We start from the raw sequence: 24,366 nt of genomic DNA, 5'->3' as shown, positions 1-24,366 counted from the left end.
CGCGTCGGTGTGCACCGAAAGGGGTCAGGATGGGCTCGCCAACGGCGATGACACGACGATCGGTGCTGGCCGGCGGCGCCGCCGCGGCGGCGGCCGGAGCCGGGCTGCTCACCGGGTGCGGCACCGGCGCGGCGCCACCGCCGGGCCGGGCAGACCGCAAGCCGGGCGAGAAGGTGACGCTCCGTTTCTGGTCCTGGGTGCCGGGCATCGCCGCACCCGTCGACCTGTGGAACAAGCGCAACCCGGACGTGCAGGTGCACCTGGACACCATCATCCCCGGCGGCAGCGGCGGCTACGCGAAGCTGCACGCCGCGGTGCACACCGGTGGCGCACCGGACCTGGCGCAGATCGAGTACCACATCCTGCCGGCGTTCATGCTGGACGGCGGGCTGCTCGACCTCACCGACTACGGCGTCGAGAAGTACCAGCACCTGTTCGTGCCGTGGCAGTGGCGGCAGGGGGTGTTCGACAAGCGGGTGCGGACGGTGCCGGAGGCGTCCGGGCCGATGGCGATGTTCTACCGCGCCGACCTGTTCGCCAAGTGGGGCATCGAGGTGCCGAGGACCTGGCAGCAGTACCGGGACGCCGCCGCGAAGGTGCGCAAGGCGGACCCGGGCGCGTACCTCATGGCGTTCCCGCCGGCGAACTCCGCCTACCAGACCGGCCTGGCCTGGCAGGCCGGCGCGCACTGGTTCACCCCGAGCGGGCAGCGCTGGCGGATCGACATGACCGACCCGGGCAGTACCCGGATGTGCGACTACTGGGACGAGATGCTGCACGAGAAGCTCGTGCTGGCCGAGCAGGACATGCAGTCCGGCTGGTTCGCGCAGCTGCAACGTGGCCAGATCGTCAGCTGGGTCGGGCCGCAGTGGGGCGACGCGCTGCTGATGGGCAACGCCGCCGGTACCGCCGGGAAGTGGCGGGTGGCGCTGATGCCGCAGTGGGACGAGACACATCCGAGCGCGGCGAACTGGGGCGGCTCGTCGACCGCGGTGATGGCCAACACGCAGTACCCGGAGGAGGCGATGCGGTTCGCGGTCTGGCTCAACACCAACCTGGACAGCGTCAACCTGCTCATCAAGGGCGGCTACGGCTGGCCGGCGCTGGCCAACTCGTACCACCGGACGATCCTGGACCGGCCGAGCAAGTTCTTCGGCGGCCAGCGGTACAACGAGATCTTCGCCGCGGCGGACCAGCAGATCGACGACAGCTGGATGTGGCTGCCCACCACGGCCTCGACCTTGGACCACCTGAACGCCTCGATCGCCGGCGCGGTCAACAGCGGCGGCAAGCTGATCGGCGCACTGCGCACCGCGCAGCAGCAGACCGTGGACGACCTGCATGCCAAGGGGCTCGAGGCGTCCGGACCGGGAAGGGAGCGGTGATGGCGACCCGCACGCGTCGGCGGATCTCCCCGGGCATCGGGTTCGTCGCCCCGTTCTGCCTGTTCTTCCTGCTGTTCTTCATCGTCCCGATCGGCTACGCGCTCTACCAGAGCCTGTTCCGCACCGAACGCACCGGGCTGTACGGGGAGCTCGGCACCAGGCAGGTGTTCGCCGGGTTCGGCAACTACGCCAAGGTGTTCGCCGAGGGTGCGTTCGTGCAGAGCGTGCTGCGGGTGCTCGGCTACGCGGTGGTCCAGGTGCCGGTGATGATCGTGCTGGCGACCGTGCTCGCGCTGCTGCTGGACGCGGCGTCCGCCCGCGGCGTGCGGTTCTTCCGCTCCGCCTTCTTCCTGCCGTACGGGGTGCCTGGCGTCGTCGCCTCGATCCTGTGGGGCTTCCTGTACACGCCGGGGATCAGCCCGCTGGTGTCGATAGGCGGACACCTCGGGCTCACCCTCGACTTCCTCGGGCCGAACACCGTGCTCTGGTCGATCGCGAACATCGTCACCTGGCAGTTCGCCGGCTACAACATGCTGGTCATCATCGCCCAGCTCAAGGCGGTACCGGGGGATCTGCTGGAGGCGGCGCGGATCGACGGGGCGAACGCCTGGCAGGCCGTCTGGCACATCAAGCTGCCGCTGATCCGGCCGGCGATCGTGCTCACCACCGTGTTCACCATCATCGGCTCGCTGCAACTGTTCACCGAGCCACTGGTGCTGCAACCGTTGACCGCCAACGTGACGAGCACCTACACGCCGAACATCGCCGCGTACGCGGACGCGTTTTCCAACAACAACTACAACTATGCCGCCGCCGAGGCGGTACTGCTGGCGCTGATCGCCGCGGTGCTGTCGTTCGGGTTCCTGCGGCTGGTCGGTGGCAGGAGGCGCGGATGACCGCCACGATGGAACGGCCGACCACGACCGTCCACACCCGACGGAAGCGGCGCCGGCTCGCCGACGGCCCGCTGTCCACCCGGATCATCCTGACCGCGGTGCTCGGCCTGATCTCGATCTACTTCCTGGTCCCGGTCTACTGGCTGATCGTGTCCGCGACGAAGAACAGCACCGACCTGTTCGGCAGCTTCGGGCTCTGGTTCGCCCACCCGCAGCTGCTCAGCAACCTCGGCGACCTGTTCTCCTTCGACAGCCACATCTACCTGCGCTGGGGGCTGAACAGCATCGTGTACGCCGGTGGCGGCGCGCTGGTGGCCACCGCACTCGCCGCGGGCGCCGGCTACGGCCTGGCCCGGTTCTCGTTCCGCGGCCGGGAGGCGGTGTTCAACACCATCCTGGCCGGCGTGATGCTGCCGCAGACCGCGCTCGCGCTGCCGCTCTACCTGCTGTTCACCCAGGCGGACCTGGCCAACTCGTACTGGGCGGTGCTGCTGCCCAGCTTCGTCAGCCCGTTCGGCGTGTACCTGTGCCGGATCTACGCCGACGCGGCCGTCCCGCCGGGGCTGCTGGAGGCGGCCCGGATCGACGGCGCCAGCGAGTTCGCCATCTTCCGCCGGATCGTGCTGCGGATCATGTCGCCGGCGCTGGTGACGGTGTTCCTGTTCCAGTTCGTCGGGATCTGGAACAACTACTTCCTTCCGCTGGTGATGCTGTCCGACACCAAGCTCTACCCGATCACGCTGGGGCTCACCTCGTGGCAGGGCTTCGCGTCCCGGCAACCGCTGCTGTACCAGCTGGAGGTCGGCGGCGCGCTGGTGTCGGTGATCCCGCTGATGATCCTGATCGTGGTGCTGCAACGGTTCTGGCGGTCCGGACTGACCGAGGGAAGTGTCAAGGCGTGAGCCGGTGCAAGCGAGCGAACCATGGGCATCGGGTGGCCCGGTGCCTCAGGCGGGTGCCGGCGAAGGAGGAAGCCGCATGAGCGGCGGCGACGACCGGATGGCCGCGGTACGGGCGAAGCTGGGCCGGATCGGCTACGGCGCCGACTACAACCCGGAGCACTGGCCGCAGCCGGTACGCGACGAGGACCTGACGCTGATGGCCGACGCCGGCGTCTCGCTGGTCACCGCGGGCATCTTCTCCTGGGCGGAGGTCGAGCCGCGCGAGGGGGAGTACGACTTCGGCTACTTCGACGCCACGATGGACGGGCTGGCCGAGACCGGGGTGTCGGTGTGCCTGGCCACCATGACCGCCTCACCGCCGCCGTGGCTGTCCCACCGGTACCCGGAGACGCTGCCGCGCACCGCGGCCGGCACGATCCTGTCGCCCGGCGGCCGGCAGCACTTCTGCCCGTCCAGCCCGGTGTACCGGGAGCACGCCGGGCGGCTGGTCGAGCAGCTCGCCACCCGGTACGCGAACCATCCGGCGCTGGCGCTGTGGCACGTCGGCAACGAGTTCGCCTGCCACATCCGGGCCTGCTACTGCGACGTGTCGGCGGCCGACTTCCGCCGCTGGCTGATCGAGAAGTACGGCGACATCGACGCGCTCAACGCCGCCTGGTCGACCACGTTCTGGGCCCAGCGGTACGCCGACTTCGCCGAGATCCTGCCGCCGCGGGTGGCGCCGACCTTCCCGAACCCGGCGCAGCAGATCGACTTCGCCCGGTTCTCCTCCGACGCGCAGCTCGACTGCTACCTGGCCGAGAAGGCGATCCTGCGCCGGCTCACCCCGGACGTACCGGTCACCACCAACTACGTCGGGCTGGTGCAGAAGGCGCTCGACTGGTACCGCTGGGCGCCGCACCAGGACGTCGCGGCGATCGACTCGTACCCCGATCCGTACGATCCGCGGGCGCACGTCGAGGCGGCGTTCTCCTACGACCTGATCCGGTCGGTCAAGGGCGGCCAGCCGTGGCTGCTGCTGGAGCAGGCGCCGTCCGCGGTGAACTGGCGGGAACGCAACGCGCCCAAGGCGCCGGGCCTGATGCGGCTGTGGAGTTGGCAGGCGGTCGCGCAGGGCGCCGACGCGGTGGTGTTCTTCCAGTGGCGGCAGACCGCCGGCGGCGCGGAGAAGTTCCACTCCGCGATGGTGCCGCACGGCGGCACGAACACCCGCACCTGGCGGGAGGCGCGGGCGCTCGGCCACGAGCTGGCCTCGGTACCGGAGCTGGCCGGGTCGACGGTGCGCGCCGAGGTGGCGCTGCTGCACGACTGGAACTCCTGGTGGGGGCTGGAACTCGACTCGCACCCGTCCGCTGACCTGAACCTGCTGGACGCGCACCTGGCGCACTACGGGCCGCTGTTCGACGCGCACGTGACCTGCGACGTGGTGCATCCGTCCGGGGACCTGTCCGGTTACCGGCTGGTCGTGGTGCCCAACCTCTACCTGCTGGACGCCGCCGACGCGGCCCGGTTGACGTCCTATGTGGAGGGCGGCGGCATCCTCGTGGTCTCGTTCTTCTCCGGCATCGTGGATCCGGACGACCGGGCCCACCTCGGTGGCCACCCGGCGCCGCTGCGCGAGGTACTCGGGCTCCGGGTCGACGAGTTCTGGCCGCTGCCCACCGGCGGCACCGTCGGTCTCGCCGCGCCCGCACTGTCGACGCCGGACGCTCGCGGCACGATCTGGTCCGAGTGGATCGAACCGGAGGGCGCCGAGGTCGTCGCGACCTTCGCGGACGGCGAACTGGCGGGCCGCCCGGCGATCACCCGGCACCGGTACGGCGCCGGCACCGCCTGGTACCTCGGCACCCGCCCCGATCCGGCCACCCTGCGGGCGCTGTTCGACCGGGTGCTGGCGGAGGCCGGGACCACCGCGCCGATTCCGGGGCTGCCGCCGTCGGTGCAGGCCACCCGCCGGCGCTCCGCCGACGCGGACTACCTGTTCCTGCTCAACCACGGCACCGAGCCGGTCACGGTGTCGCTGCCGCAGCCCGCGGTCGACCTGCTGACCGACCGGAACGCCCCGGTACGGGCGGTGACGCTCGCCGCGCGGGGTGTCGCGGTACTGCGCGGCTGACCGCCGTGGCCCGCGGTCGTCGCGGCGGTCAACCGCTGCGGCGGCCGGCCGCCACGGCGGTTTCGACCGCGGCGAGGATGTCTTCCAGCGGGCGGTTCAGCGACGCGGCGCCGAGCACGATCGGCGTGCCGTAGCGGGCCAGCTCGTCCCGGCCCTGCCGGCGCAGCCACGGACGCATCGCCCGAACCGTGCCGGCCGGATCGGCCGGGAAGACCAGCAGCACCGGAGACTGCGGCTGACCGAGCCGGATGCCGCGGCGCACCGACCTCAGCGCCGTCCACGGCAGCCGCACCCCCATCAGGGGGAACCGGACACCGTCCGGGCCGATCGCGATCACCGGCACCCGGCAGATCGTACTCAGCACGATCGGGTAACCCAGAACCGTGATCATGACCGCGCCGCTCGCCAGGACGACGAACCGGAGCGGGGTGTCGATCAGGACCCCGAAGGCGATCGCGACCACGCCGATGAGCAGGAAGGCCAGGTAGGCCACGCTGGGACGAAGGTGGACCCGGAAGGACACCGCCGTATCGTCGCATGCCACCGCACCCGCGCCGCCGGCCGGCCGCAGCGTGCGGGCGGCCGGCTATCCGGCCGCCGGGGCGCGGCGGCGGGTGGTGATCGCGGCGACGACGAGCAACGCTGCGAACACGCTCATCACCGTGGCGATGCGGTGCAGCCCGCTCGCCGACGGCGGCTCCAGCACCAACCCGATCAGCGCGGTGGACAGGATCGCCCCCACGTACCGCGCGGTCTGGAACAGGCCGGCCGCCATCCCGGTACCGTCCGGCGGTGCGGCCGAGTAGAGCGCGGCCTGCAACCCCATGTTGTTCAGCCCGTTCGGCAGCCCGAGCACCGCGGCGACACCGAGGATGCCGACCGCCGGGGTCGCGTCGTGCAGGGTGAACACCAGCAGCGAACCGGCCAGCAGCCCGACCGAGCCGAGCAGCAGCGGCAACCGCGGCCCGAACCGGCCGACCAGGCGGGCGGCGACCGGGGTCACGAGTACCCCGAGGGCGGCGATCGGCAGCATCAACAGGCCGGCCTGCTCGGTCGAGTAGTGCCGGGACTCCTCCAACCACATCGGCAGTCCGTAGAACACGCCGTAGAACACCAGCTGGATGGCCGCCTGCTGGCCGAGCACCCCGGTCAGCGCCGGGCTGCGGGCGAAGCCGCGCACGTCCAGGAACGGGGTCGGGGTGCGCAGCTCCCACCAGACCAGCCCGACCGCGCACACCGCGACCAGCGGCAACAGCATCCACAGTGGATGGTGCGGCAGGGCGAGCAGGAACCCGAGCAGACCGACCAGGGTACCGCTGAACAGCAGGATGCCGAGCGGGTCGAGCAGCCGGACCAGCCCGGCGCGGGCCGCGGTGACCGGCTCGTCCGGCGGCAACACCTTCAGCGCGAGCACCAGGGTGACCAGCGTGAGCGGCACGTTCACCAGGAAGATGCCCGGCCAGCCGGCGAACGCCACCAGGAAACCGCCGAGTACCGGGCCGAAGCCGGCCGACGCCGAATTGGCCACCGCGATGGTGCCCAGCGCACCCGCCGGCGGTGCCCCGGTACCGGTGGCCCGGCGGATCAACGCCAGCCCAGCCGGGAACGCCGCCGAGGTACCGACGGCCTGCAGGATCCGGCAGCCCAGCACCACGCCGAAGCCCGGCGCGAACGGGGCGAGCGCGCTCGCCACGCACACCACCGCGAGACCCAGGCAGTACACCCGGCGAGGGCCGAACCGGTCGGCGACCCGCCCCATCAGCGGCTGCCCGACGCAGGCCGCCAGGTAGAAGCCGGACACCAGCCAGCTCGCGGTGCCGAAACCGACGCCGAACGCGTGCTGCAACGAGACGAGCGCGACCGCGATCATCGACGAGTTCAGCGGGTTCAGCAGGGTGCCGAGCGCGATGACCGCCACGTACCGACGGGGCACCGGGACAGCCTTCACGAACGCCCAATCTAGTGCGAGAGCGGCAGATCGCCGCCGCGGTGTGAGAACCTCCACCTTCCGGCCGGCGACAGCGGTACCGCATAGGCTGGGGGCATGCGGGTGACGGGTGTGAGCGAGCCGCGGCCGGGGAAGCCGAACGAGGACCTCCTGGCGCACCGGGGTGAAGTGGTGGTGGTCCTGGACGGTTGCGGCGTGCCGGACAGCATCGGCGGCGAGCTGCGGCGTGGCTGCCGGCACGGCGTCCCGTGGTACGTGCGGTCGCTCGCGGACGAGCTGCTCGCCCGCGCCGCGGATGCGCGCGAGACGTTGCGGGACGCGCTGGCCGGCGCGATCGAGGCGGTCACCGCGGTGCACCGGGACGAGTGCGATCTGTCCAATGTGGATACACCCGCCTGCACCGTGACGATGCTGCGGCAGCGCGGTGACGTGCTCGACCACCTGGTGCTGTCCGACTCGTCGGTGGTGTTCGACCGGCGGGGCGCGGGCCGCGGCATCCAGGTGGTGTCCGACGACCGGATCGCCGCCGTCCGGCTGCCCGGACCGGCGATCCCGCTGGACAGTCCGGCGCGCGCCGAACGCGACCGGGCCGGCAGCGCGGCCCGCTCGGCCAAGCTGAACCGGCCGGGCGGGTTCTGGGTCGCCGCAACGGATCCGGCCGCCGCCCGGGAGGCGCTGACCGGCAGCACCCCGGTGGCCGGCGTCGACGGGGTGCTGCTCGCCACCGACGGCGCGACCCGGCTCGTCGAGTTCGGCGAGCTGACCTGGCCGGCCCTGCTCGACCTCGCCGCCGCCGACCCGGCCGAGCTGGTGCGCCGGACCCGGGCCGCCGAGACGGCCGACCCCACCGCGATCCGCTGGCCGCGGGGCAAGCAGTACGACGACGCCACGGCAGCCTGGTGCACCTTCGTCTGAGGCCGGCAACGATGCTGGCGCTCGACCCGTCGCGCCGGCCATCCGCCCGGCAGGTCAGAACTCCTCGTGCCGCTCCGGGTCGCCGCCCTGCCGGCCCCGCGCCAGCCCGCTCAGCGCCGCCAGCTCCGCCTCGTCCAGCTCGAAGCCGAACAGGTCCAGGTTCGTCGCCTGCCGCTGCCGCGACGCCGACTTCGGGATCGGTACCGCACCGAGCTGGACGTGCCAACGCAGCACCACCTGCGCCGGCTCGACCCCGTGCCGCTGCGCCGCCTGCACCACCACGGGCTCCCGCAACAGTTCACCGGCGCGCGCCAGCGGGCTCCACGACTCGGTCCGGATGCCGCGCGCCTCGTGTGCCGCGCGCAGCTGCTGCTGCGGGAAGTACGGGTGCAGCTCGATCTGGTTGACCGCGGGCGGCTCGCCGGTCTCCTCGATCAGCCGGTCCAGCTGTGCCACGGTGAAGTTGCTGACCCCGATCGACCGCACCAGGCCGTCACTGCGCAGCGTCATCATCGCCCGCCACGACTCGACGTACCGGTCGATGCGCGGCAGCGGCCAGTGGATCAGGTACAGGTCGAGGTAGTCCAGGCCGAGCGCGAGCCGGGACGCCTCGAACGCCGCCAGCGTCTCCTGGTAGCCGTGGTCGCGCCCGCGCAGCTTCGTCGTCACGAACACGTCGTCCCGCGCCAGACCCGCCGCCGCGATCCCGCGGCCGACCGCCTCCTCGTTGTCGTAGCTCGCCGCCGTGTCGATCAGCCGGTACCCCAGCCGCAGCGCGCCACGGACCGCGGTGACCGCCTGCTCGTCCCGCATCGGATACGTGCCCAACCCGACCGCAGGTAGTTCCACACCAGCGCCGATCGCATACCCCGGAACTCCACCCATACCACCACCTTAGGCCCGCCCGACGGCACCGCGCCGAGCTGTGCCCGAAGCGGCGACGACCAGCCGAAGCCCGCGCGAGGCTCCGGCGTGCACCCATCTCGGTGCGCCGAGTGCACGGAGGTGGCCTTCACACCTGCACCCCGAAGCGGCGCCGCACGGAGGTGGCCTGACCCCGGCACCAGCGCCTCGGGCGCACCTCGGCGCAAAGAGGTGCCCCCGCGATCAGATCGCGCGGTGGTACTGGACGGGCCAGGCGGCGCGCGGCGCGTCCGGCGCCCGCAGCGCCCAGTACGGATCGCGCAACATCGGCCGCCCGACGAAGACCGCGTCCGCGTCCCCGGCGACCAGGACCTCGGTTGCCGCGTCGGGCGTCTCCAGCAGCCCGACCGCGCCGACCGGCACCCCGGCCTGCCGCCGGATCTCAGCGGCGAGCGGCACCTGGTACTTCGGCCCGACCGGTACGGTGGCGTCGGCCGCGCTGCCGCCCGAGGAGACGTCGACGAGGTCCACGCCGCGGGCGGCGAGTTCCTTGGCGAACACGACGCTCTCGGCGAGCGTCCAGCCGCCCTCCACCCAGTCGGTGGCGGACACCCGGACGAACAGCGGCCGGTCCGCCGGCCAGGTTCGGCGCACCGCGTCGACCACGGCCAGCGGCAGCCGCATCCGGCCGGCGAGGTCGCCGCCGAAGTGGTCGGTGCGCCGGTTGGACAGCGGGCTGAGGAACTGGTGCAGCAGGTAGCCGTGCGCCGCGTGCAGTTCGATCACGCCGAACCCGGCGTGCACGGCGAGCTGGGTGGCGCGGGCGAAGTCCGCCACCAGCCGATCGATGTCCACGGTGGACATCGCGACCGGCGGCGGGGACCCCTCGAACGGCACCGGCGACGGCCCGATCGTGGCCCAACCGCCCTCCTGCGGCGGGACCCAGCCGCGGCCGTGCCACGGTGCCCGGGTGGACGCCTTGCGACCGGCGTGCGCCAGCTGCACCCCCGGGACGGCGCCGGCCGCCGCCACCGCGGCGGTGATCGGCCGGTACGCCTCGGCCAGTTCGGCCGACCACAGGCCGGCGTCCAGCGGCGAGATGCGGCCGGCCGGGCTCACCGCGGTGGCCTCGAACAGCACCAGCCCGGCACCGCCGATCGCGCGGCTGGGGTAGTGCGTGCGGTGCCAGTCGGTCGGGAACCCGTCCCGGGACGAGTACTGGCACATCGGGGACAGCCAGGCGCGGTTGCGGAACGTGGTGCCGCGCAGCGAGTACGGCCGCCACAGCATCGGCTCGACCCGCTCACCCACCACGACCTCCAAGTAGTTTCAGATTCAACGAACGAAACCTACTCGGATCCGGTGACGCCGCAACAGGCCCGCGGTGGCCCGTGACGGTCGTCTCAACACCGACGGGCCGGTCGCCGTTCGCCGGGCGGGTCAGGGCAACCGGCGGGCCGGGGTGGAGCGGGTGGCGCGCGTCGCCGGGGCGGTGACGGTCAGCTGCGGCGCCGTCGCCACGGTACCCAGGTGGGTGGCGCCGGCGACCGGCAGCGACAGGGTCGAGTGCGCCAGGTCGACGGTGACCTTCGCGCCGGTACTGGACGGGCTGGTGTTCTCGGTGTCCGACAGCGAGACGACCAGGCCGAGATGGTGGCCGGCGGCGAGCAGCTGGTCCTGGGGCTGCAACCGGATGGTGATCGAGTACCACCGGCCGGGGGCGACGGGCGTGTAGCGGGTCAGGCCGGTGCGGTGCGCGGCGTCGGTCCAGCCGCGGGACAGCACCCCGTAGTCGGTGCTGTGCACGACCTCGGTGGTGTCCAGGTAGCAGGCCGAGTCGTCCGCGGTGGATTCGCCCCAGCAGGACCGGGTGTCCAGGTCCTCGATCCCGCTCAGGTCGTTGGCCAGGTAGTCGTCCCGGGCCGCGGTGCCGTAGTCGACCAGCTTCGCGGTCAGCTCGGTGTCCGGCTCGTCGGAGCGGAACCGCAGCGTGACGGTCGGCGTACCGGACAGGTGGGTGGTGCCGGACAGCGCGGTGGACAGGAACGTCGCCCGGTCGCTGCGGGCCGCGTTCGGGTCGCCGACCGCCTGCGTCTCGGTCAGGTCGGGGTTGTCGGTCAGCGCGACCGTGCCCGATCCGCCCCCGGTACCGATCGTGCCGGCGCCGCCGCCACCCGCCGCCAGCGACAGCCGGACCGGCCGGGCGCCCGGTGCCGGGTAGTCGGCCTGCTGCTGCCACTGCTGCGGGGCGCGCTCGACGCGGACCTTCGGTCCGCCCATCACGCCGTTGTGGATGCCCTGCAACCAGTAGTCGAACCAGCGGTGCAGCATCGTCATCCAGGCGCCCCGGTCGATGTCGAACGGGTCGGTGTGCCCCTCCTGGTGCAGCCACAGCTTGCGCGGCACGTGGTGCTCCGCGAGCGCGTCCCACCACCGGGAGAAGTTGCGCGCGAACACGTTCTGGTCGTTGAGCCCGTGCGCGATCAACACGCTGGCGCGCACCTTGCCCGCGTCCGGGACGTAGTCGCGGGCCGCCCAGAAGTCGTTGTAGTCGCCGGTGGTGTCGTCGCCGGCGCTGGTCAGGCCGGCCTGGACCGCGTCGCAGGTGCCGGCGGGCCGCCCGTCCACCGCGCCGGCCAGCCAGCCCGGGTAGCCGGTCGCGCGCGGCACGCCGTCCAGCCGCATGTAGTCGTACCAGCTGGAGATGCCGGAGATCGGGACGATGGTGGCCAGGCCGCGCACCCCGGTCGCGGCGACCCCGTTGGCCAGGGTGCCGTCCCAGGACTTGCCGATCATGCCGACCCGGCCGGTGGTCCAGCCGGGGCGCGCCGTTCGCCCGTCCCGGTAGCGTGCGGTGCCGCGGCCGTTCAGCCAGTCGACCACCGCCTCGACGCTGCCGATCTCGGCCGGGCCGCCGACGTCGCCGCATCCGGTGGAGCGGCTGGTCCCGACCAGGTCGACGGCGACGAACGCGTACCCGCGGGGAACGAAGTAGTTGTCGTAGGCGAGCGGCATCGAGAGGATCGTGCCGTTCCGGTCGTACTTCTTGAGCTGGAACTCGTTGCCCCGGCCGCAGCAGGAGTAGTACGGCGAGGCCTCCATGATCACCGGCACCCGGGTCGCGGTGCGTGGCCGGACGATGTCCACCGACACCGTGTCCGGCGTGCCGTCGTGGTCGCTGTCCAGCTTCGTGTCCACCTGCACGCTCTCGCGCACCGCGCTGGCGTACGAGTAGGTGGGCACGGTCTGCCCGCCGTGCACGTACGGCGGTGGCGGCGCCGCGGCGGCCGGTGCGGCGAGCGCACCGACCAGCGTGAGCAGTGCGGTGACCAGAGCGACCGCGGCGGCGGCCCGCCGGGAACGACGGTTTTCCACGACAACTCCCCTCGACGACGCGATCACACGCTATCGGGGCCGGTGCCCGAGAGGGAAGCATTGTGGACAACGCGGCGTTCGCTGCCGGTCCACCGGGCTAGCTGGGGACAAATCTGTGGATAACCGGCCGGTTCGCTTGTGGATAACCCGCCCGAACCTGTGGACAACTGTGGAAAAGTCGTGCCGGCTGTGAACAGGGCCGCGGGTGCGACCGAACCGTGGCAGCAGCACCACGACGACACGTACGGTTCAAGGAACCGCTGGCGTGGGAGGTGACGCGTTGTCTGCCGTACCGGAGCTTCAGCTACGGCAGATCGCCCGCTGGTGCGATCGGCGAGTGCCGAACCAGCTGCGCGACCAGGTGCGGGTCGAGTACCGGCTACGCGGGCGCAACATCACGATCGTGGAGTGCCGGCCACCGTTCATGCCCGAACTCGGCCCCGACTGGACCGAGACCCGGGTCGCCCAGCTGCGCTACGCCCCGCCGCCACCGGACGGCGGCGAGTGGACGCTGCACTGGTCCGACAGCCACAACCGGTGGCACCCGGCTCCGGAGGTGCCGGCCGCCTCCGGCCCCGGCCCGCTGCTGGCCACCATCGAGTCCAACCCGCACGGCGTCTTCTGGGGCTGACCCCGGCGGCCACCCGACCGTCCGTGCCGGGCGGTACGCCGGAGGCAAGCAGCCGCCGCGCGGTCGGCGGCGACCCGTGTGGGCAAGCAGTCGCCGTCGCGCGCGCGGCGGCGACCCGTGCGGGCAACGTGCCGGGCAGCCCGCACGACGGCGGGCCACCCGGCACGTGCCGTTTCAGAGCCGGGCGAGGGCCTCGCGGAGCGGGTCCAGGCCGATCGAGCCGAGGTCGAGGGCGGCGGCGTGGAACGCCTTCAGGTCGAAGTCGGCGCCCTTGCGCGCCCTGGCCTCCTCGCGGGCGGCGAGCCACATCCGCTCACCCACCTTGTACGCCGGGGCCTGCCCCGGCCAGCCCAGGTAGCGCAGCAGCTCGAAGCGGAGGAACTCCTCCTCCATCCGGCAGTGCGCGCGCAGGAACTCCCAGCCCAGCTCCGGGGTCCACGTCTCACCCTCGTGGAAGCCGGTACCGGCGGGGATCTTGAGCTGCAGGTGCATGCCGATGTCGATGATGACGCGGGTTGCCCGGAACGACTGCGCGTCCAGCATGCCCAGCCGGGCACCGGGGTCGGACAGGAAACCGAGATCGTCCATCAGCCGCTCCGCGTACAGCGCCCAGCCCTCACCGGAGCCGGACACCCAGCACAGCAGCCGCTGCCAGCGGTTCAGCAACTCCGACCGGTACACGGTCTGGCCGACCTGGAGATGGTGCCCGGGGACGCCCTCGTGGTACACGGTCGTCACCTCGCGCCAGGTGGCGAACTCCTCGACACCGTTCGGCACCGCCCACCACATCCGGCCCGGCCGGGACCAGTCCTCGCTCGGCGGAGTGTAGTAGATCGCGCCGTCGGAAGTCGGCGCGATGCACGCCTCGATGGTGCGCACCGGCTCCGGAATGTCGAAGTGCACGCCGTCGACGGCCGCGATCGCCTCGTCGGCCTGCCGCTGCATCCACTCCCGGAACGCCTCCTTGCCGGCGATCCGCCGCTTCGGATCGGCGTCCAGGGCGGCCGCCGCCTCGACGATCGAGCTGCTGCCCGGCACGATCTGGCCGGCCACCCTGCGCATCTCGGTCTCGATCCGGGCCAGCTCCTGCCAACCCCACTCGTACGTCTCGGCCAGGTCGATGCTGGCCCCGAGGAAGTACCGCGACGCGCGCTGGTACTTCTCCAGGCCGGCCGCGTCCGACTCGGCGGCGCGCGGCAGCAGCTCACCGGTCACGAACCCGCCGAACTCGTCCACCGCCTGCCGGGCGCCGGCCGCGGCGGCGGCGATCCGGGCACCCAGCGCACCCTCGGCGCCGACCCGGGTGGCGAGGCCGGCGAAGAAGTCGTCCGTACCGGTCCATTCCTTGTACTGGTCGACGCACGCGGCGAGCTGCCGGCGGGACGCGACCCGGCCGGCCGCGGCGTCCGCGGACAGCGTCGTACGCAGCTGGTCGAGCGCGCGGGGCAGCTTCTCCAGCCGGGACGCGACGTTGCTCGCGGCCTCCTCGCCGGCCAGCGGCATCAGGTCGAACGTCTGCCGCAACCCGTGCACCGGGCTCGCGATCACGTTCATCTCGCGGTCCTCGCCGGCGTCGGCGATCTCGACCTCCAGGCCGAGCCGCTCCTGCATGGCCGCCTTGGCTGCGCGTTCCCGCTCGTCGGCCGGCTCGACGCCGGCCAGCTCGGCCAGCACCCGCCGGTTCAGCTCGGCCCGCGCCGCGTACCCGTCCGGGGTCAGGTCGGGCATTTCGTCGTCGTGGCCTACCACGCCGGCCTCGGTGGCACCGGCCGGATCGAGGGTGGCCCAGTCGTCCACGTACCGGTCGGCAATCTCGTCAATACGTCCCACGGCCCGGACAGTACGCGAACCCGCCGGTTCCGCACTCCCCGTTATGGCCTTCCGTTATGGCCACTCGACCGTTCCGGAATCGCGCCGACGCCCGGCCCCCCGCCGACCGCCGACGCCGGGCTCGGCGGTCGGCCGACCGATGCCTGCCGCGCACCCCCGCCGGCTGCGCGGCGACCGGCCGAGGATCGTTCACCCGCGCTGGTGCTCGGCCGGGCTGGCAGCGTCGGGGGGTGGCCGGCGGCCGATCACCCGCCGGCGGCCGATCACCCGCGCCGCCGCCCGGTCCATTCCAGTAGCCGGTCGGCCGGCCAGGTGTTGACCACCCGGTCCGGGTCGATGCCGCAGGCCGCCGCGCGGGCGCACCCGTACGGCAGCCAGTCGAGCTGGCCCGGCGCGTGCGCGTCGCTGTCGATCGAGAACAGGCAGCCGGCCTCGATCGCCAGTCGCAGCAACCGTTTCGGCGGATCCAACCGCTCCGGCCGGGAGTTCACCTCGATCGCCACGTCGGCCGCCGCCGCGGCGGCGAACACCCGGTCGGCGTCGAACTCGCTCTCCGGCCGGTGCCGTTTGCCGGTGACCATCCGGCCGGTGCAGTGGCCGAGCACGTCCATCTGGCCCGACCGGATCGCGGCGAGCATCCGGCCGGTGACCACCTCCCGGCTGCCACGGAGTCCACTGTGGAGGCTCGCGACGACGACGTCCAGCTCGGCCAGCAGCGACGGCTCCTGGTCGAGCGAGCCGTCCGCGTCGATGTCCACCTCGATCCCGGTCAACAGCCGGAACGGCGCCATCGCCGGCGCCAGCGCGCGGATCTGGTCCAGCTGGGCGCGCAGCCGGTCCGCGGACAGCCCGTTCGCCACCGTCAACCGGGGCGAATGGTCGGTGATCGCCAGGTAGTCGTGCCCCAGGTCGATGGCCGCCGCGGCCATCTCGGCCAGCGGCGAACCGCCGTCCGAGGCGTCGGTGTGGCTGTGCAGATCGCCACGCAACCGGGCGCGCAACGCATCCCCGTCGGCGTCCACCGACCGGCCGGCGGTGGCGAGCAGGCGCCGGAGGTACACCGGTTCCTCGCCGCGCAGCGACTCCACGATGCAGCGTTCGGTGACCGCGCCGATGCCGGGCAGCTCCCCGACCGTACCGGCGGCGACCCGCGCGTCGATCTCCCCGGCGTCGAGACCCGCCACCGTACCGGCGGCGCGCCGGAACGCACGCACCCGGTACGTCGCCTCGCCGGCGCGCTCCAGCAGGAACGCGATCCGCCGCAGGTCCGCCACCGGATCCCGCGCACCCTCGGTACCCATCCGCCGATCGTACGGTCGCTTCCCCGGCCCGTACCCGCCATCGGCCAGGGAGGCGCGCCGCCGGACGCGCGCCGATCAGGCCTCCTGCCCGCCACGCGGGTGGATCGAGGTGACGTGCCGGTGGCGCCCGCGTGCGTCTCGGTCGAGGTGACGTGCCGGTGGTACCCGCGTGCGTCTCGGTCGTGGGGGCGTGCCGGTGGTGCCGCGTGCGTCTCGGTCGAGGTGACGTGCCGGTGGTACCCGCGTGCGTCTCGGTCGTGGGGGCGTGCCGGTGGTGCCGCGTGCGTCTCGGTCGGGGGGTGGCGCCGGTACCGTGGCGGGATGCGGACGATCGACTGGGTGTCCGACGCGGCCGGGCCGGCGATCGAGATCATCGACCAGACGGCGCTGCCGGACACCACCCGGATGCTGCGGCTGCGTACCACCGCCGAGGTGGTCGACGCGATCACCCGCCTGGCGGTACGCGGCGCGCCCGCGCTCGGCGTCGCCGGTGCGCTGGGCGTCGCCCTCGCCGCTGCCGGCGGCTCGGCGGCCGATCCGGCCGCAGCCGGATCGCCGGCCGGACGAGCGTCCGGTGCCGCGCCGGCCGGACGAGCGTCCGGTGCCGCGCCGGCCGGAGCAGCTTCGGGTGGTGCTGGTGCGGCGGCGAGCGGCGACGGTGCAGCGGACCGGCTCGCTGCCGACGTCGCTGCGCTGCGCAACGCCCGGCCGACCGCGGTCAACCTGGCGCGCGGCGTGGACCGGGCCGCGGCGCGGATCCCGGCCGGCCCGGCCGCGGTGCTGGCCGAGGCGCTCGCGCTGCGGGACGAGGAGATCGCCAGCTCGCAGGCGATGGCCACCCGGGGCGCCGACCTGGTGACCGAACTGGTCGGCCCGTCGGCGCGGCTGCTGACCCACTGCAACACCGGTGGCCTCGCGACCGTCACCGGCGGTACGGCACTGGCCGTGGTCACCGAGCTGCACCGGCGCGGCGCGCTGGCCGGGGTGGTCGCGTCCGAGACACGGCCGCTGTTGCAGGGCGCCCGGCTGACCGCGTGGGAGCTGCGGGAGGCGGGGGTACCGTTCCGGGTCGCCGTCGACGGCGCCGGCCCGTTCCTGATGGCCCGCGGCGAGGTCGACGCGGTGATCCTCGGCGCCGACCGGATCTGCGCCAACGGTGACGTGGTGAACAAGGTCGGCAGCTACGCGCACGCGCTCGGCGCCGCGCGGGCCGGCATCCCGTTCCTCGTGGTGGCGCCGGAGTCCACAGTGGATGATGCGACCGCGACCGGCGCGGACGTACCGATCGAGGACCGGCCGGCCGACGAGGTGCTGGCCTACGCCGGGCGTCGCACCACGCCGGACGGCGCGGCGGCGGCGAATCCCGCGTTCGACATCACCCCGTCCGACCTGGTCACCGCGATCGTCACGGACCGCCGCGTGCTTCGCCCGAACGCTCCCTGAGCACCGAGTCCGGCGCGGGGCTGTCTCGAAGTCCGCGCGCCAGCTGCGGCGGCACCGGGCCGCTCACCTCGCCCGGCCGAGTTTCCGGCTCCGCGGCCCGTCGGTGCCGGCGGCCGGTCGGCTCGGGAGTACGGCGGTGAGCCGGGTACCGGCGATCTCGGTGAGCCAGCCGCCGGCCCGGCCGAGGGCCAGCAGGTCGTCGCGCTCGGGCGGTATCGGGATGGCCGGTCCCGCGGTGGGCGGCCAGCCGGCGCGGGCGGCGTGACCGGCGCCGAACCAGGTCTCCAGCGCCGGGGCGGGCGCGTCGAGGGCGGCGCGGGCGGTGCCGAGGTCGGCGATCAGGCGGTCCAGGGCGGCGCGGACCGCGGGCGCGTTCGCCGCGCAGATGTCCGCCCACAGCGCCGGCGGGCTGGCCGCGACCCGGGTACCGTCCGCGAACGACCCGGCCGCGAGACCGGCCGGCAGCGCCCCGGCGGCCTGGGCGGCGAGCGCGGCGGCGGCCAGGTGCGGCAGGTGGCTGACCCGGGCGACGGCGTCGTCGTGCTCGGCGGCGACGGCCGGCACCGCCCGGGCGCCGAGGGCGAGCACGAACTCGGCGACGGCCAGCCAGTCGGCGAGCGCGGTCGGTTCGTCCAGGCACAGCACCCACGGTCGGTCGTCGAACAGGGCGGCGTCGCCGGCAGCGAAACCGGACACTTCCCGGCCGGCCATCGGATGACCGGCGACGAACCGTACGCCGGTGGGCACTGCGGCGAGCGCCGGCTGCTTGACCGATGCCACGTCGGTGACGATCCCGGGGTGCCCGGCGAGGGATTCGAGCACCGTGGGCAGCGCCGCCGGCGGTACCGCGAGTACGACGAGGTCGGCGCCGTCGGTGGCCGGGCCGGGCGAGTCGTCGATCCGCCAGTCGCCGGCGTCCCGGGCGGCGGAGCGGGTGGCCGGATCGGGGTCGTAGCCGCGGCAGTCGTGACCGGCGCGGGCGGCGGCGCGCAGGACCGAGCCGCCGATCAGGCCGAGGCCGATCACCGTCACGGTCCGCAGCATCACGCGCAACAGCGTGGCACAGCGGCGCGTCGCGCGTACCGCTGACCCCGAACAGGGCAGATTGTGACCGTCCAATGACAATCCGTTGATTCGGAGGGGTTCATGCGAGCGCCGATCAGCCTCCTGACGACCCGGCGCCCGGCCGCCGCCCGGCCGGCCGCCACCCGCGGCACCGGCATCCCCGGCGTCGCCACCCGTACCGCCGCCACCCGCCGCGCCGCCACCCGCGGCGCCGACCCCCGCCGCGCCGCCACCCGCCGAGCCGACACCCGCGCCGCCACCCACGGCGCCGACACCCGCGAGATAGCGGCCGGGCCGGCCACGACGACGCGCCGCCTGGCCGGCCGCCGGCTCGCCGGTGCGGTGGCCGCCGGGGTCGCGTTGGCCGTCGCCGGTACCGCGCCGGCCGGCGCCGCGACCGCGACCGTCTCGGCGACCCCGCAGTCCACCACGCCGGGCTTCAACGACCAGGTCCGGGCCGTCGCGTACGGCGGGGACACGATCTACCTCGGCGGGTCGTTCACCGTCGCGGTGGCCAATGGCCGGCGGGTCGCGCGAGGGTACGTGGCCGCCGTCGATGCCGCGACCGGCGCGCTGACCGGCTGGGCGCCGGCGGTGAACGGGCCGGTCACCGCGCTCGCGGTCAGCGGCGGCTCGGTGTACCTCGGCGGGTCGTTCACCACCGTCGGCGGGCGGGCGCACCGGCACCTGGCCAAGGTCGCGGCGACCGGCAGCGGCGCGGTCGACGACACGTTCCGGCACAGCATCTCGACCGCGCCGGACGTGCTCACCGCCGCCGGTGGCCGGCTCTACGCGGGCGGCACGTTCGACACCGTCGACCGGACCACCCGGACGCACGCCGCCGCGTTCGACCTCGCCGGCGGCACCCTGGACGCGTCGTTCCGGCCCGAGCTGGACGGCACCGTCCGCAGCATCGCGGTGTCCGGCTCCCGGGCGTACCTGGGCGGCACGTTCCACGCCGTCGACGGCGCCGGCGGGCACGCCCGGCTCGCCGCGGTCTCCGCCAGCACCGGCGCCCTGGACACCGGCTTCGCCGGCAGCGCCCCGTACGCGGTGCACCACGTCACGGTCGCCGGCGGCACCGTCTACGCGGCGATGGCCGGGCCCGGTGGCCGGGTCGTGTCGTACGACCGGGCCGGCCGGGCCGGCTGGACGCTGACCACCGACGGCGACGTGTCCGACGTCGCGGTGCTGGACGGGGTGGTCTACGGCGGCGGCCACTTCGACCACGCGTGCACCACCGCGCGGGTGGCGAACACCAACGGCGACTGCCTGGACGGCAACCAGCGCCGGCAGAAGCTGTTCGCCGCCGACCTGTCCGGCCACCTGCTCGGCTGGGCGCCGCAGGCCAACTCGACGGTCGGGGTGATCGTGCTGGCCGCCTCCGCGTCCCGGCACGCGCTCGCGGTCGGCGGCGCGTTCACCACCTTCGGCGACACCACCGTCAAGTCGCGATTCGCCCAGTTCGCCCGCTGACCGGCAGCGTCACCGGCCGCTCGCCGCGGCGGACCGCCCGGCGGGGTGGCCCGGGTACGCTTCGGCGAGGACTGCCAGGACCGCCAAGGTCCGCAGCGCAGCGTCGGATGGCCAGCCCGGTAGGGGAGGGGGCACGTGGTCGAGCGCAGCCAGCGGCCGGACGGGTCGAACGAGACCGAAGGCTGGGCGCCGCCGGACACGCCACCCTCGTCGTACGGCGCGGGGCTGGCCGCCACCGACCGCCCACCGGCCGGCGATGCCGCCGCCGGCCGCCCGCCGGCACCCGCCGCCGGCCCGGCCCGGCCCGGTACCGGTCGGAACGGGTGGCCCGGCCCCGGTGCGCGACCCTGGCCGGCTCCCGGCGGCCCCGCGGGCGGCCTGCCGCCGCCCGCCGCGTACCCGCCCGGACACCGCCGCCCCGGGCCGCCGTCCGGCTGGGCGGCGGCCGGCCCCGGCTGGCCGCCCGCCGGCCCCGGCGTGGACCCGCGTACCGGCCGGCCGGCGTGGCCGCGCCCCGGGATGCCGTGGACACCGGGCGCCATCGCGCCACCCCGGCCGTACTATCGCGAGCCGCATCCGATCCGGGCCCGGTCGGTCTGGGCCGGGATCGGCTCGACGGTCGTCTGGTTCGGCATGTTCGCCGCGATCAGCTGGTCGGCCCGGGCGTACGCGTGGAGCACCCTGGGCGCCGCCGTGCTCGCGCTGCTCGCGGCGGTGGCTCTGCTGCGGTTCGGGGACCGTGGCGTCGCGGTCGGGGTGGCCGCGGCGGCCGGCTGCTGCCTGGGTATCGCCGGAATCGTGGCGGTCGTCAGCGCTTTCACCGGGCACTGGCTGCTCTGGTGAATTCGTCGCGCTGATCCGCAAGACGGCCCGACAGGCCCGTTAGGCCCGGTAAGGTCGCGGTTCTGGGGAGGTCCTGCGCGCGGGGGTGCAGGCCGGAACGTCGCGTCGATCGCGGTGGCCTTCTCGCGCGGACCTCGCGGACCGCGATTCGGAGGTGTCAGTGGAACGGCCGTGTCCGGCCGGGACCGCGACGGACGGTACCGGCACCAACCCGGCAGGTTGTCAGATGCGTACCCACCGTGTGGGGTCGACTGCAAAAGCACTCCCGGACTTGACGCTGGTGGCGCCGGCCCGGCACATTCGCGGAATGCCCCCCATGAAGTTGCAGCGGCTCGACCCTGAGCGGCGGCGCCGACGACTGCAGCTGCTCGCCGAGCTGTCCGACGCCAAGGCGCTGCGTGACCGGGTCGCCCCCCGCCGGGCCCAGGTCGACCGGCTGCGCGAACTGATCGCCACCCGCCGCCGCCGGGAGGCCGTCTAGGGTCCGGGCAGCCCCGGCCCCGCGGCATCCGCGGCGGGGCTTCGAGGACTCCCGACCTCCGATCGGCCACCATCACCGGCCGGCCCGGTCGCCGGCCGCACGCCCCGCCGTACCCGCGTCGGGTCCGGACGCCGGCCGACCGTGCCGTCGCCGCCCCCTCCGGGCGCCGGTGCGGGCGGGCCGGAGGAACGGAACCCGGCGCGGGGTCCGCGTCCGTCGCGCTTCGGTCTACGATTTCGCTGTGGCCGCACCGCCGGTCAGTGACCTGCCGTACATCCGACGGCCGGGCCGCTGACGCCGCCGGGCGCCCGCACACAATCTCCGTGAGACCTTCGGACCGGTGCTTCCACCGGACCGGACGTCGATCATCTCCTACACGTGCCCCGGGGGGATCGTGTCGTACTTCGCTGTCGCGGCGGCTCGCGGACCACGCGACTGGGCTGTCGCCGAGCTGGATCTGGGTCGGCCCGCCGACCTGGCGGACGTGGAGGACGTCGCCGACCTGCTGCGCGACGTCGACGCCGATGCGTCCGTGTCGTTGCTGTTCGTCGAGGTCGACGACGAGTACCTGGCGGTCCTGCGCCTGGACGAGGGCGAGGACCTGCGGGTCTTCGGCTCGGACGCGGCGTTCGTGGACGAGTCGCCGCTCGGCGCCGTGCTGCTCGGCGACCAGGACCGGCACGACACGATCGAACTGCCGGACGAGGACGACGACTACGAGGCGCCCGAGCAGCCGCCCGGCAACGCCGACGACATCGAGCCGGTCGGCGACTCCGATCTGCTGGCCGACCTGGGCGTCTCCGGGCAGAAGCTGGTCGAGTTGTGCGCCGGTGAGGGCATGATGCCCAGCGACGTGACGACCGAGATCTGCGCGGTGCTCGGCTGCGCCGACGCCGTCGAGGAACTGCGCTGAGCCTGCCGCCCGACCGCCACCCCGAGCTGATGCGTCGCGCGCTCGCGGTGGCGGCGGCCGCACCGGCCGGCGACGTACCGATCGGTGCGGTCGTCGTCGATGCGGACGGCGTGGAGCTCGCCGCGGCCGCCAACGAGCGGGAGGCGGTCGGCGATCCGACCGCGCACGCCGAGATACTCGCGCTGCGCCGTGCCGCCGCGGTACGGGGCGAGTGGCGGCTGACCGGCTGCACGCTCGCGGTGACCCTGGAGCCGTGCACGATGTGCGCCGGTGCGCTGGTGCTGGCCCGGGTCGACACGGTGGTGTTCGGCGCCTGGGATCCGAAGGCCGGCGCGGTCGGGTCGCTCTGGGACGTGGTCCGGGACCGCCGCCTCAACCACCGCCCCGAGGTGTACCCGGAGGTGCTCGCCGACGAGTGCGGCGCGCTGCTGCGGTCCTTCTTCGGCCGCTGACCTGCGCCGGCCGCCGTCCGGTGGGTGGGCGGCGGGGGTACCTGTCGGTACCCGGGGCGCGGCGCTGCGGCAGCATGGGGACATGACCGACGCTGCAGACCGACGCCCCGCGACCGATCGGCCGGGCCGATGACCGACCCCGCGGTGCGGCTGGTCGAGCCGCTGGCCGCCGCGCCGGACGCCGAAGTCACGATCCCCGGTTCGAAGAGCGTGACGAACCGGGCGTTGCTGTGCGCGGCGCTCGCCGACGGCACCAGTACCCTCGCCGGCGCGCTGTTCGCCGACGACACCGCGGCGATGGTGGGTGTGCTGCGCGGCCTCGGGGTCGAGGTGCGCACCGACGAGGCCGCCGCCCGGATGGTGGTGGCCGGGGCGGGCCGTGGCGTCGGTGCCGAGCCGGCCACCGTGGACGCCCGGAAGTCCGGTGCGACCTCGCGGTTCGTCCTGCCGGCGGCGGCCCTGACCGCGGCGCCGGTGGTGGTCGACGGTGCCGCGCAGCTGCGGGCCCGGCCGTTCGGGCCGCTGCTCGACGCGATGGTGGAGCTGGGTGCGGCGGTCCGGCCGTTGGCCGCACCCGGCTACCTGCCGGTCGAGGTGGCCGGGCCGATCCGGGGTGGCGAGGTGACGATCCCGGGGCACCTGTCGAGCCAGTTCCTGTCCGGGTTGATGCTCGCCGCGCCGCTGCTGCCGGGCGGTCTGCGCGTCCGGGTGTCCACCCCGCTCGTCTCCGTGCCGTACGTGCGGATGACGGCGCGGGTGATGGCCGCGTTCGGCGCGACCGGGGCCGACGTGACCGAGTCGTGTGTGGTCGTGCCGGCCGGGTCGTACCGGGGTGTCGCCTACCGGGTCGAGCCGGACGCGAGCGCCGCATCGTACTTCTTCGCGGCGGCGGCGATCACCGGCGGCCGGATCACCGTGCCGGGCCTCGGCCCGGACGCGCTGCAGGGCGACGTCGCGTTCGTCGACGTACTGGCGAAGATGGGCGCCGCGGTCGAGCGCGGCCGGGACGCGATCACCGTCCGCGGTACCGGCACCCTGCACGGCATCGACGTCGACATGGCCGACATCTCGGACACCGCGCAGACGCTCGCCGCGGTCGCGGTGCACGCCGACTCGCCGACCCGGGTGCGCGGGATCGGCTTCATCCGGCGCAAGGAGACCGACCGGATCGGCGCGGTCGTCACCGAGCTGCGCCGGGCCGGCATCGACGCCACCGAGGACGAGGACGGCTTCACCATCCACCCCGGCACGCCGCGGCCGACGACGTTCGCCACCTACGACGATCACCGGATGGCGATGAGCCTCGCCCTGCTCGGCCTCGGCACCCCCGGCATCGGCATCGCCGACCCCGGCTGCGTGGCCAAGACCTTCCCGACCTACTTCGAGGTCCTCGACTCGCTCCGCTGACCCGCCGCGAGGCCGCCGCCGACCCGCCGCCAGGCCGCCGGCCCGCCGCGAGGCCGCGGACCCGCCGCGAGGCCGCCGCCGGCCCGCCGCGAGGCCGCGGACCCGCCGCGCGGTGCCGTGGCG

Annotated in this window: 21 protein-coding genes; 13 read left to right on the top strand and 8 right to left on the bottom strand. The window is 74.1% G+C overall.

What is annotated here, in order from left to right; all coding sequences use genetic code 11:
* The first annotated feature begins 47 nt into the window (after positions 1-47).
* From Athai_RS29310 to Athai_RS29295, 4 genes are all read left to right on the top strand, one after another.
* Positions 48-1,385 (top strand): ABC transporter substrate-binding protein, encoded by a 1,338-nt coding sequence (locus tag Athai_RS29310; RefSeq protein ID WP_203964469.1) that lies wholly within the window; start codon positions 48-50, stop codon positions 1,383-1,385.
* Entirely contained in the window at positions 1,385-2,281 is an 897-nt protein-coding gene (locus Athai_RS29305; protein WP_203964468.1) for a carbohydrate ABC transporter permease, read from the top strand. Before Athai_RS29310 ends, Athai_RS29305 begins: the two co-directional genes overlap by 1 nt.
* Positions 2,278-3,183 (top strand): carbohydrate ABC transporter permease, encoded by a 906-nt coding sequence (locus Athai_RS29300; protein WP_239157241.1) that lies wholly within the window; start codon positions 2,278-2,280, stop codon positions 3,181-3,183. Before Athai_RS29305 ends, Athai_RS29300 begins: the two co-directional genes overlap by 4 nt.
* 76 nt (positions 3,184-3,259) lie before the next feature.
* Positions 3,260-5,299 carry a beta-galactosidase gene (locus Athai_RS29295; protein WP_239157240.1) on the top strand — a complete coding sequence of 680 codons (2,040 nt, stop codon included), beginning with the start codon at positions 3,260-3,262 and terminating at the stop codon, positions 5,297-5,299.
* Positions 5,300-5,327: 28 nt separating this feature from the next.
* Here Athai_RS29295 and Athai_RS29290 read toward each other — a convergent pair whose 3' ends face one another.
* Together Athai_RS29290 and Athai_RS29285 are read right to left on the bottom strand one after the other, a co-directional pair.
* A complete protein-coding gene (locus tag Athai_RS29290; RefSeq protein ID WP_203964467.1) occupies positions 5,328-5,822 on the bottom strand; it encodes a hypothetical protein in 495 nt (164 codons plus the stop codon).
* A 63-nt stretch (positions 5,823-5,885) separates the two neighbouring features.
* Positions 5,886-7,247, bottom strand: a complete 1,362-nt coding sequence (locus tag Athai_RS29285; RefSeq protein ID WP_203964466.1) for an MFS transporter — start codon at positions 7,245-7,247, stop codon at positions 5,886-5,888.
* Between the two features lie 96 nt (positions 7,248-7,343).
* Here Athai_RS29285 and Athai_RS29280 point away from each other — a divergent pair, with 96 nt between their 5' ends.
* Positions 7,344-8,162: a protein phosphatase 2C domain-containing protein gene (locus Athai_RS29280; protein WP_203964465.1), complete on the top strand. Its 819-nt coding sequence runs from the start codon at positions 7,344-7,346 to the stop codon at positions 8,160-8,162.
* A 54-nt stretch (positions 8,163-8,216) separates the two neighbouring features.
* Here the strand turns inward: Athai_RS29280 and Athai_RS29275 are convergent, their stop codons facing one another.
* The 3 genes from Athai_RS29275 to Athai_RS29265 all read right to left on the bottom strand — a co-directional run bounded on the left by Athai_RS29275 (position 8,217) and on the right by Athai_RS29265 (position 12,401).
* Positions 8,217-9,047 (bottom strand): aldo/keto reductase, encoded by an 831-nt coding sequence (locus tag Athai_RS29275; protein WP_203964464.1) that lies wholly within the window; start codon positions 9,045-9,047, stop codon positions 8,217-8,219.
* Between the two features lie 222 nt (positions 9,048-9,269).
* A complete protein-coding gene (locus tag Athai_RS29270) occupies positions 9,270-10,337 on the bottom strand; it encodes an NADH:flavin oxidoreductase/NADH oxidase (protein ID WP_338028164.1) in 1,068 nt (355 codons plus the stop codon).
* A 129-nt stretch (positions 10,338-10,466) separates the two neighbouring features.
* Positions 10,467-12,401: a Xaa-Pro dipeptidyl-peptidase gene (locus tag Athai_RS29265; RefSeq protein ID WP_203964463.1), complete on the bottom strand. Its 1,935-nt coding sequence runs from the start codon at positions 12,399-12,401 to the stop codon at positions 10,467-10,469.
* Between the two features lie 280 nt (positions 12,402-12,681).
* On the opposite strand from Athai_RS29265, the gene Athai_RS29260 reads away from it, so the two are divergent.
* Positions 12,682-13,032 (top strand): DUF3024 domain-containing protein, encoded by a 351-nt coding sequence (locus Athai_RS29260; RefSeq protein WP_203964462.1) that lies wholly within the window; start codon positions 12,682-12,684, stop codon positions 13,030-13,032.
* Positions 13,033-13,206: 174 nt separating this feature from the next.
* Here Athai_RS29260 and Athai_RS29255 read toward each other — a convergent pair whose 3' ends face one another.
* Together Athai_RS29255 and Athai_RS29250 are read right to left on the bottom strand one after the other, a co-directional pair.
* Entirely contained in the window at positions 13,207-14,862 is a 1,656-nt protein-coding gene (locus tag Athai_RS29255) for a DUF885 domain-containing protein (protein WP_203964461.1), read from the bottom strand.
* Positions 14,863-15,125: 263 nt separating this feature from the next.
* Entirely contained in the window at positions 15,126-16,163 is a 1,038-nt protein-coding gene (locus Athai_RS29250; RefSeq protein ID WP_203964460.1) for a PHP domain-containing protein, read from the bottom strand.
* Between the two features lie 321 nt (positions 16,164-16,484).
* Here Athai_RS29250 and mtnA point away from each other — a divergent pair, with 321 nt between their 5' ends.
* Positions 16,485-17,606 (top strand): S-methyl-5-thioribose-1-phosphate isomerase, encoded by a 1,122-nt coding sequence (gene mtnA, locus Athai_RS29245; protein ID WP_239157239.1) that lies wholly within the window; start codon positions 16,485-16,487, stop codon positions 17,604-17,606.
* A gap of 63 nt (positions 17,607-17,669) precedes the next feature.
* On the opposite strand, the gene Athai_RS29240 is transcribed toward mtnA, so the two are convergent.
* Complete coding sequence (locus Athai_RS29240; RefSeq protein ID WP_203966413.1) at positions 17,670-18,650, bottom strand: prephenate dehydrogenase; 981 nt, start codon at positions 18,648-18,650, stop codon at positions 17,670-17,672.
* A 102-nt stretch (positions 18,651-18,752) separates the two neighbouring features.
* Here Athai_RS29240 and Athai_RS29235 point away from each other — a divergent pair, with 102 nt between their 5' ends.
* From Athai_RS29235 to aroA, 6 genes are all read left to right on the top strand, one after another.
* Positions 18,753-20,147: a PQQ-binding-like beta-propeller repeat protein gene (locus tag Athai_RS29235; RefSeq protein ID WP_203964459.1), complete on the top strand. Its 1,395-nt coding sequence runs from the start codon at positions 18,753-18,755 to the stop codon at positions 20,145-20,147.
* Between the two features lie 135 nt (positions 20,148-20,282).
* Entirely contained in the window at positions 20,283-20,990 is a 708-nt protein-coding gene (locus tag Athai_RS34955; RefSeq protein ID WP_203964458.1) for a hypothetical protein, read from the top strand.
* A gap of 307 nt (positions 20,991-21,297) precedes the next feature.
* Entirely contained in the window at positions 21,298-21,471 is a 174-nt protein-coding gene (locus Athai_RS29225; protein WP_157034974.1) for a hypothetical protein, read from the top strand.
* Positions 21,472-21,865: 394 nt separating this feature from the next.
* Positions 21,866-22,384 carry a tRNA adenosine deaminase-associated protein gene (locus tag Athai_RS29220; protein ID WP_203964457.1) on the top strand — a complete coding sequence of 173 codons (519 nt, stop codon included), beginning with the start codon at positions 21,866-21,868 and terminating at the stop codon, positions 22,382-22,384.
* Between the two features lie 29 nt (positions 22,385-22,413).
* Entirely contained in the window at positions 22,414-22,836 is a 423-nt protein-coding gene (locus Athai_RS29215) for a nucleoside deaminase (RefSeq protein WP_203964456.1), read from the top strand.
* Between the two features lie 129 nt (positions 22,837-22,965).
* Positions 22,966-24,243 (top strand): 3-phosphoshikimate 1-carboxyvinyltransferase, encoded by a 1,278-nt coding sequence (gene aroA / locus Athai_RS29210; protein ID WP_203964455.1) that lies wholly within the window; start codon positions 22,966-22,968, stop codon positions 24,241-24,243.
* The last annotated feature ends 123 nt before the right edge of the window (positions 24,244-24,366 follow it).

The sequence above is a fragment of the Actinocatenispora thailandica genome (assembly GCF_016865425.1).
In the GTDB taxonomy this organism is placed as follows: domain Bacteria; phylum Actinomycetota; class Actinomycetes; order Mycobacteriales; family Micromonosporaceae; genus Actinocatenispora; species Actinocatenispora thailandica.
This window is presented reverse-complemented; position numbering and strand designations above follow the sequence as displayed.

What these genes read in the sequence shown, in the direction of transcription:
- Athai_RS29310 (WP_203964469.1), top strand. Translation starts at nt 48, where the DNA reads ATGACACGACGATCGGTGCTGGCCGGCGGCGCCGCCGCGGCGGCGGCC.
- Athai_RS29305 (WP_203964468.1), top strand. Translation starts at nt 1,385, where the DNA reads ATGGCGACCCGCACGCGTCGGCGGATCTCCCCGGGCATCGGGTTCGTC.
- Athai_RS29300 (WP_239157241.1), top strand. Translation starts at nt 2,278, where the DNA reads ATGACCGCCACGATGGAACGGCCGACCACGACCGTCCACACCCGACGG.
- Athai_RS29295 (WP_239157240.1), top strand. Translation starts at nt 3,260, where the DNA reads ATGAGCGGCGGCGACGACCGGATGGCCGCGGTACGGGCGAAGCTGGGC.
- Athai_RS29280 (WP_203964465.1), top strand. Translation starts at nt 7,344, where the DNA reads ATGCGGGTGACGGGTGTGAGCGAGCCGCGGCCGGGGAAGCCGAACGAG.
- Athai_RS29275 (WP_203964464.1), bottom strand. Translation starts at nt 9,047, where the DNA reads ATGGGTGGAGTTCCGGGGTATGCGATCGGCGCTGGTGTGGAACTACCT.
- Athai_RS29250 (WP_203964460.1), bottom strand. Translation starts at nt 16,163, where the DNA reads ATGGGTACCGAGGGTGCGCGGGATCCGGTGGCGGACCTGCGGCGGATC.
- mtnA (WP_239157239.1), top strand. Translation starts at nt 16,485, where the DNA reads ATGCGGACGATCGACTGGGTGTCCGACGCGGCCGGGCCGGCGATCGAG.
- Athai_RS29240 (WP_203966413.1), bottom strand. Translation starts at nt 18,650, where the DNA reads ATGCTGCGGACCGTGACGGTGATCGGCCTCGGCCTGATCGGCGGCTCG.
- Athai_RS29235 (WP_203964459.1), top strand. Translation starts at nt 18,753, where the DNA reads ATGCGAGCGCCGATCAGCCTCCTGACGACCCGGCGCCCGGCCGCCGCC.
- Athai_RS29225 (WP_157034974.1), top strand. Translation starts at nt 21,298, where the DNA reads ATGCCCCCCATGAAGTTGCAGCGGCTCGACCCTGAGCGGCGGCGCCGA.
- Athai_RS29215 (WP_203964456.1), top strand. Translation starts at nt 22,414, where the DNA reads ATGCGTCGCGCGCTCGCGGTGGCGGCGGCCGCACCGGCCGGCGACGTA.
- aroA (WP_203964455.1), top strand. Translation starts at nt 22,966, where the DNA reads ATGACCGACCCCGCGGTGCGGCTGGTCGAGCCGCTGGCCGCCGCGCCG.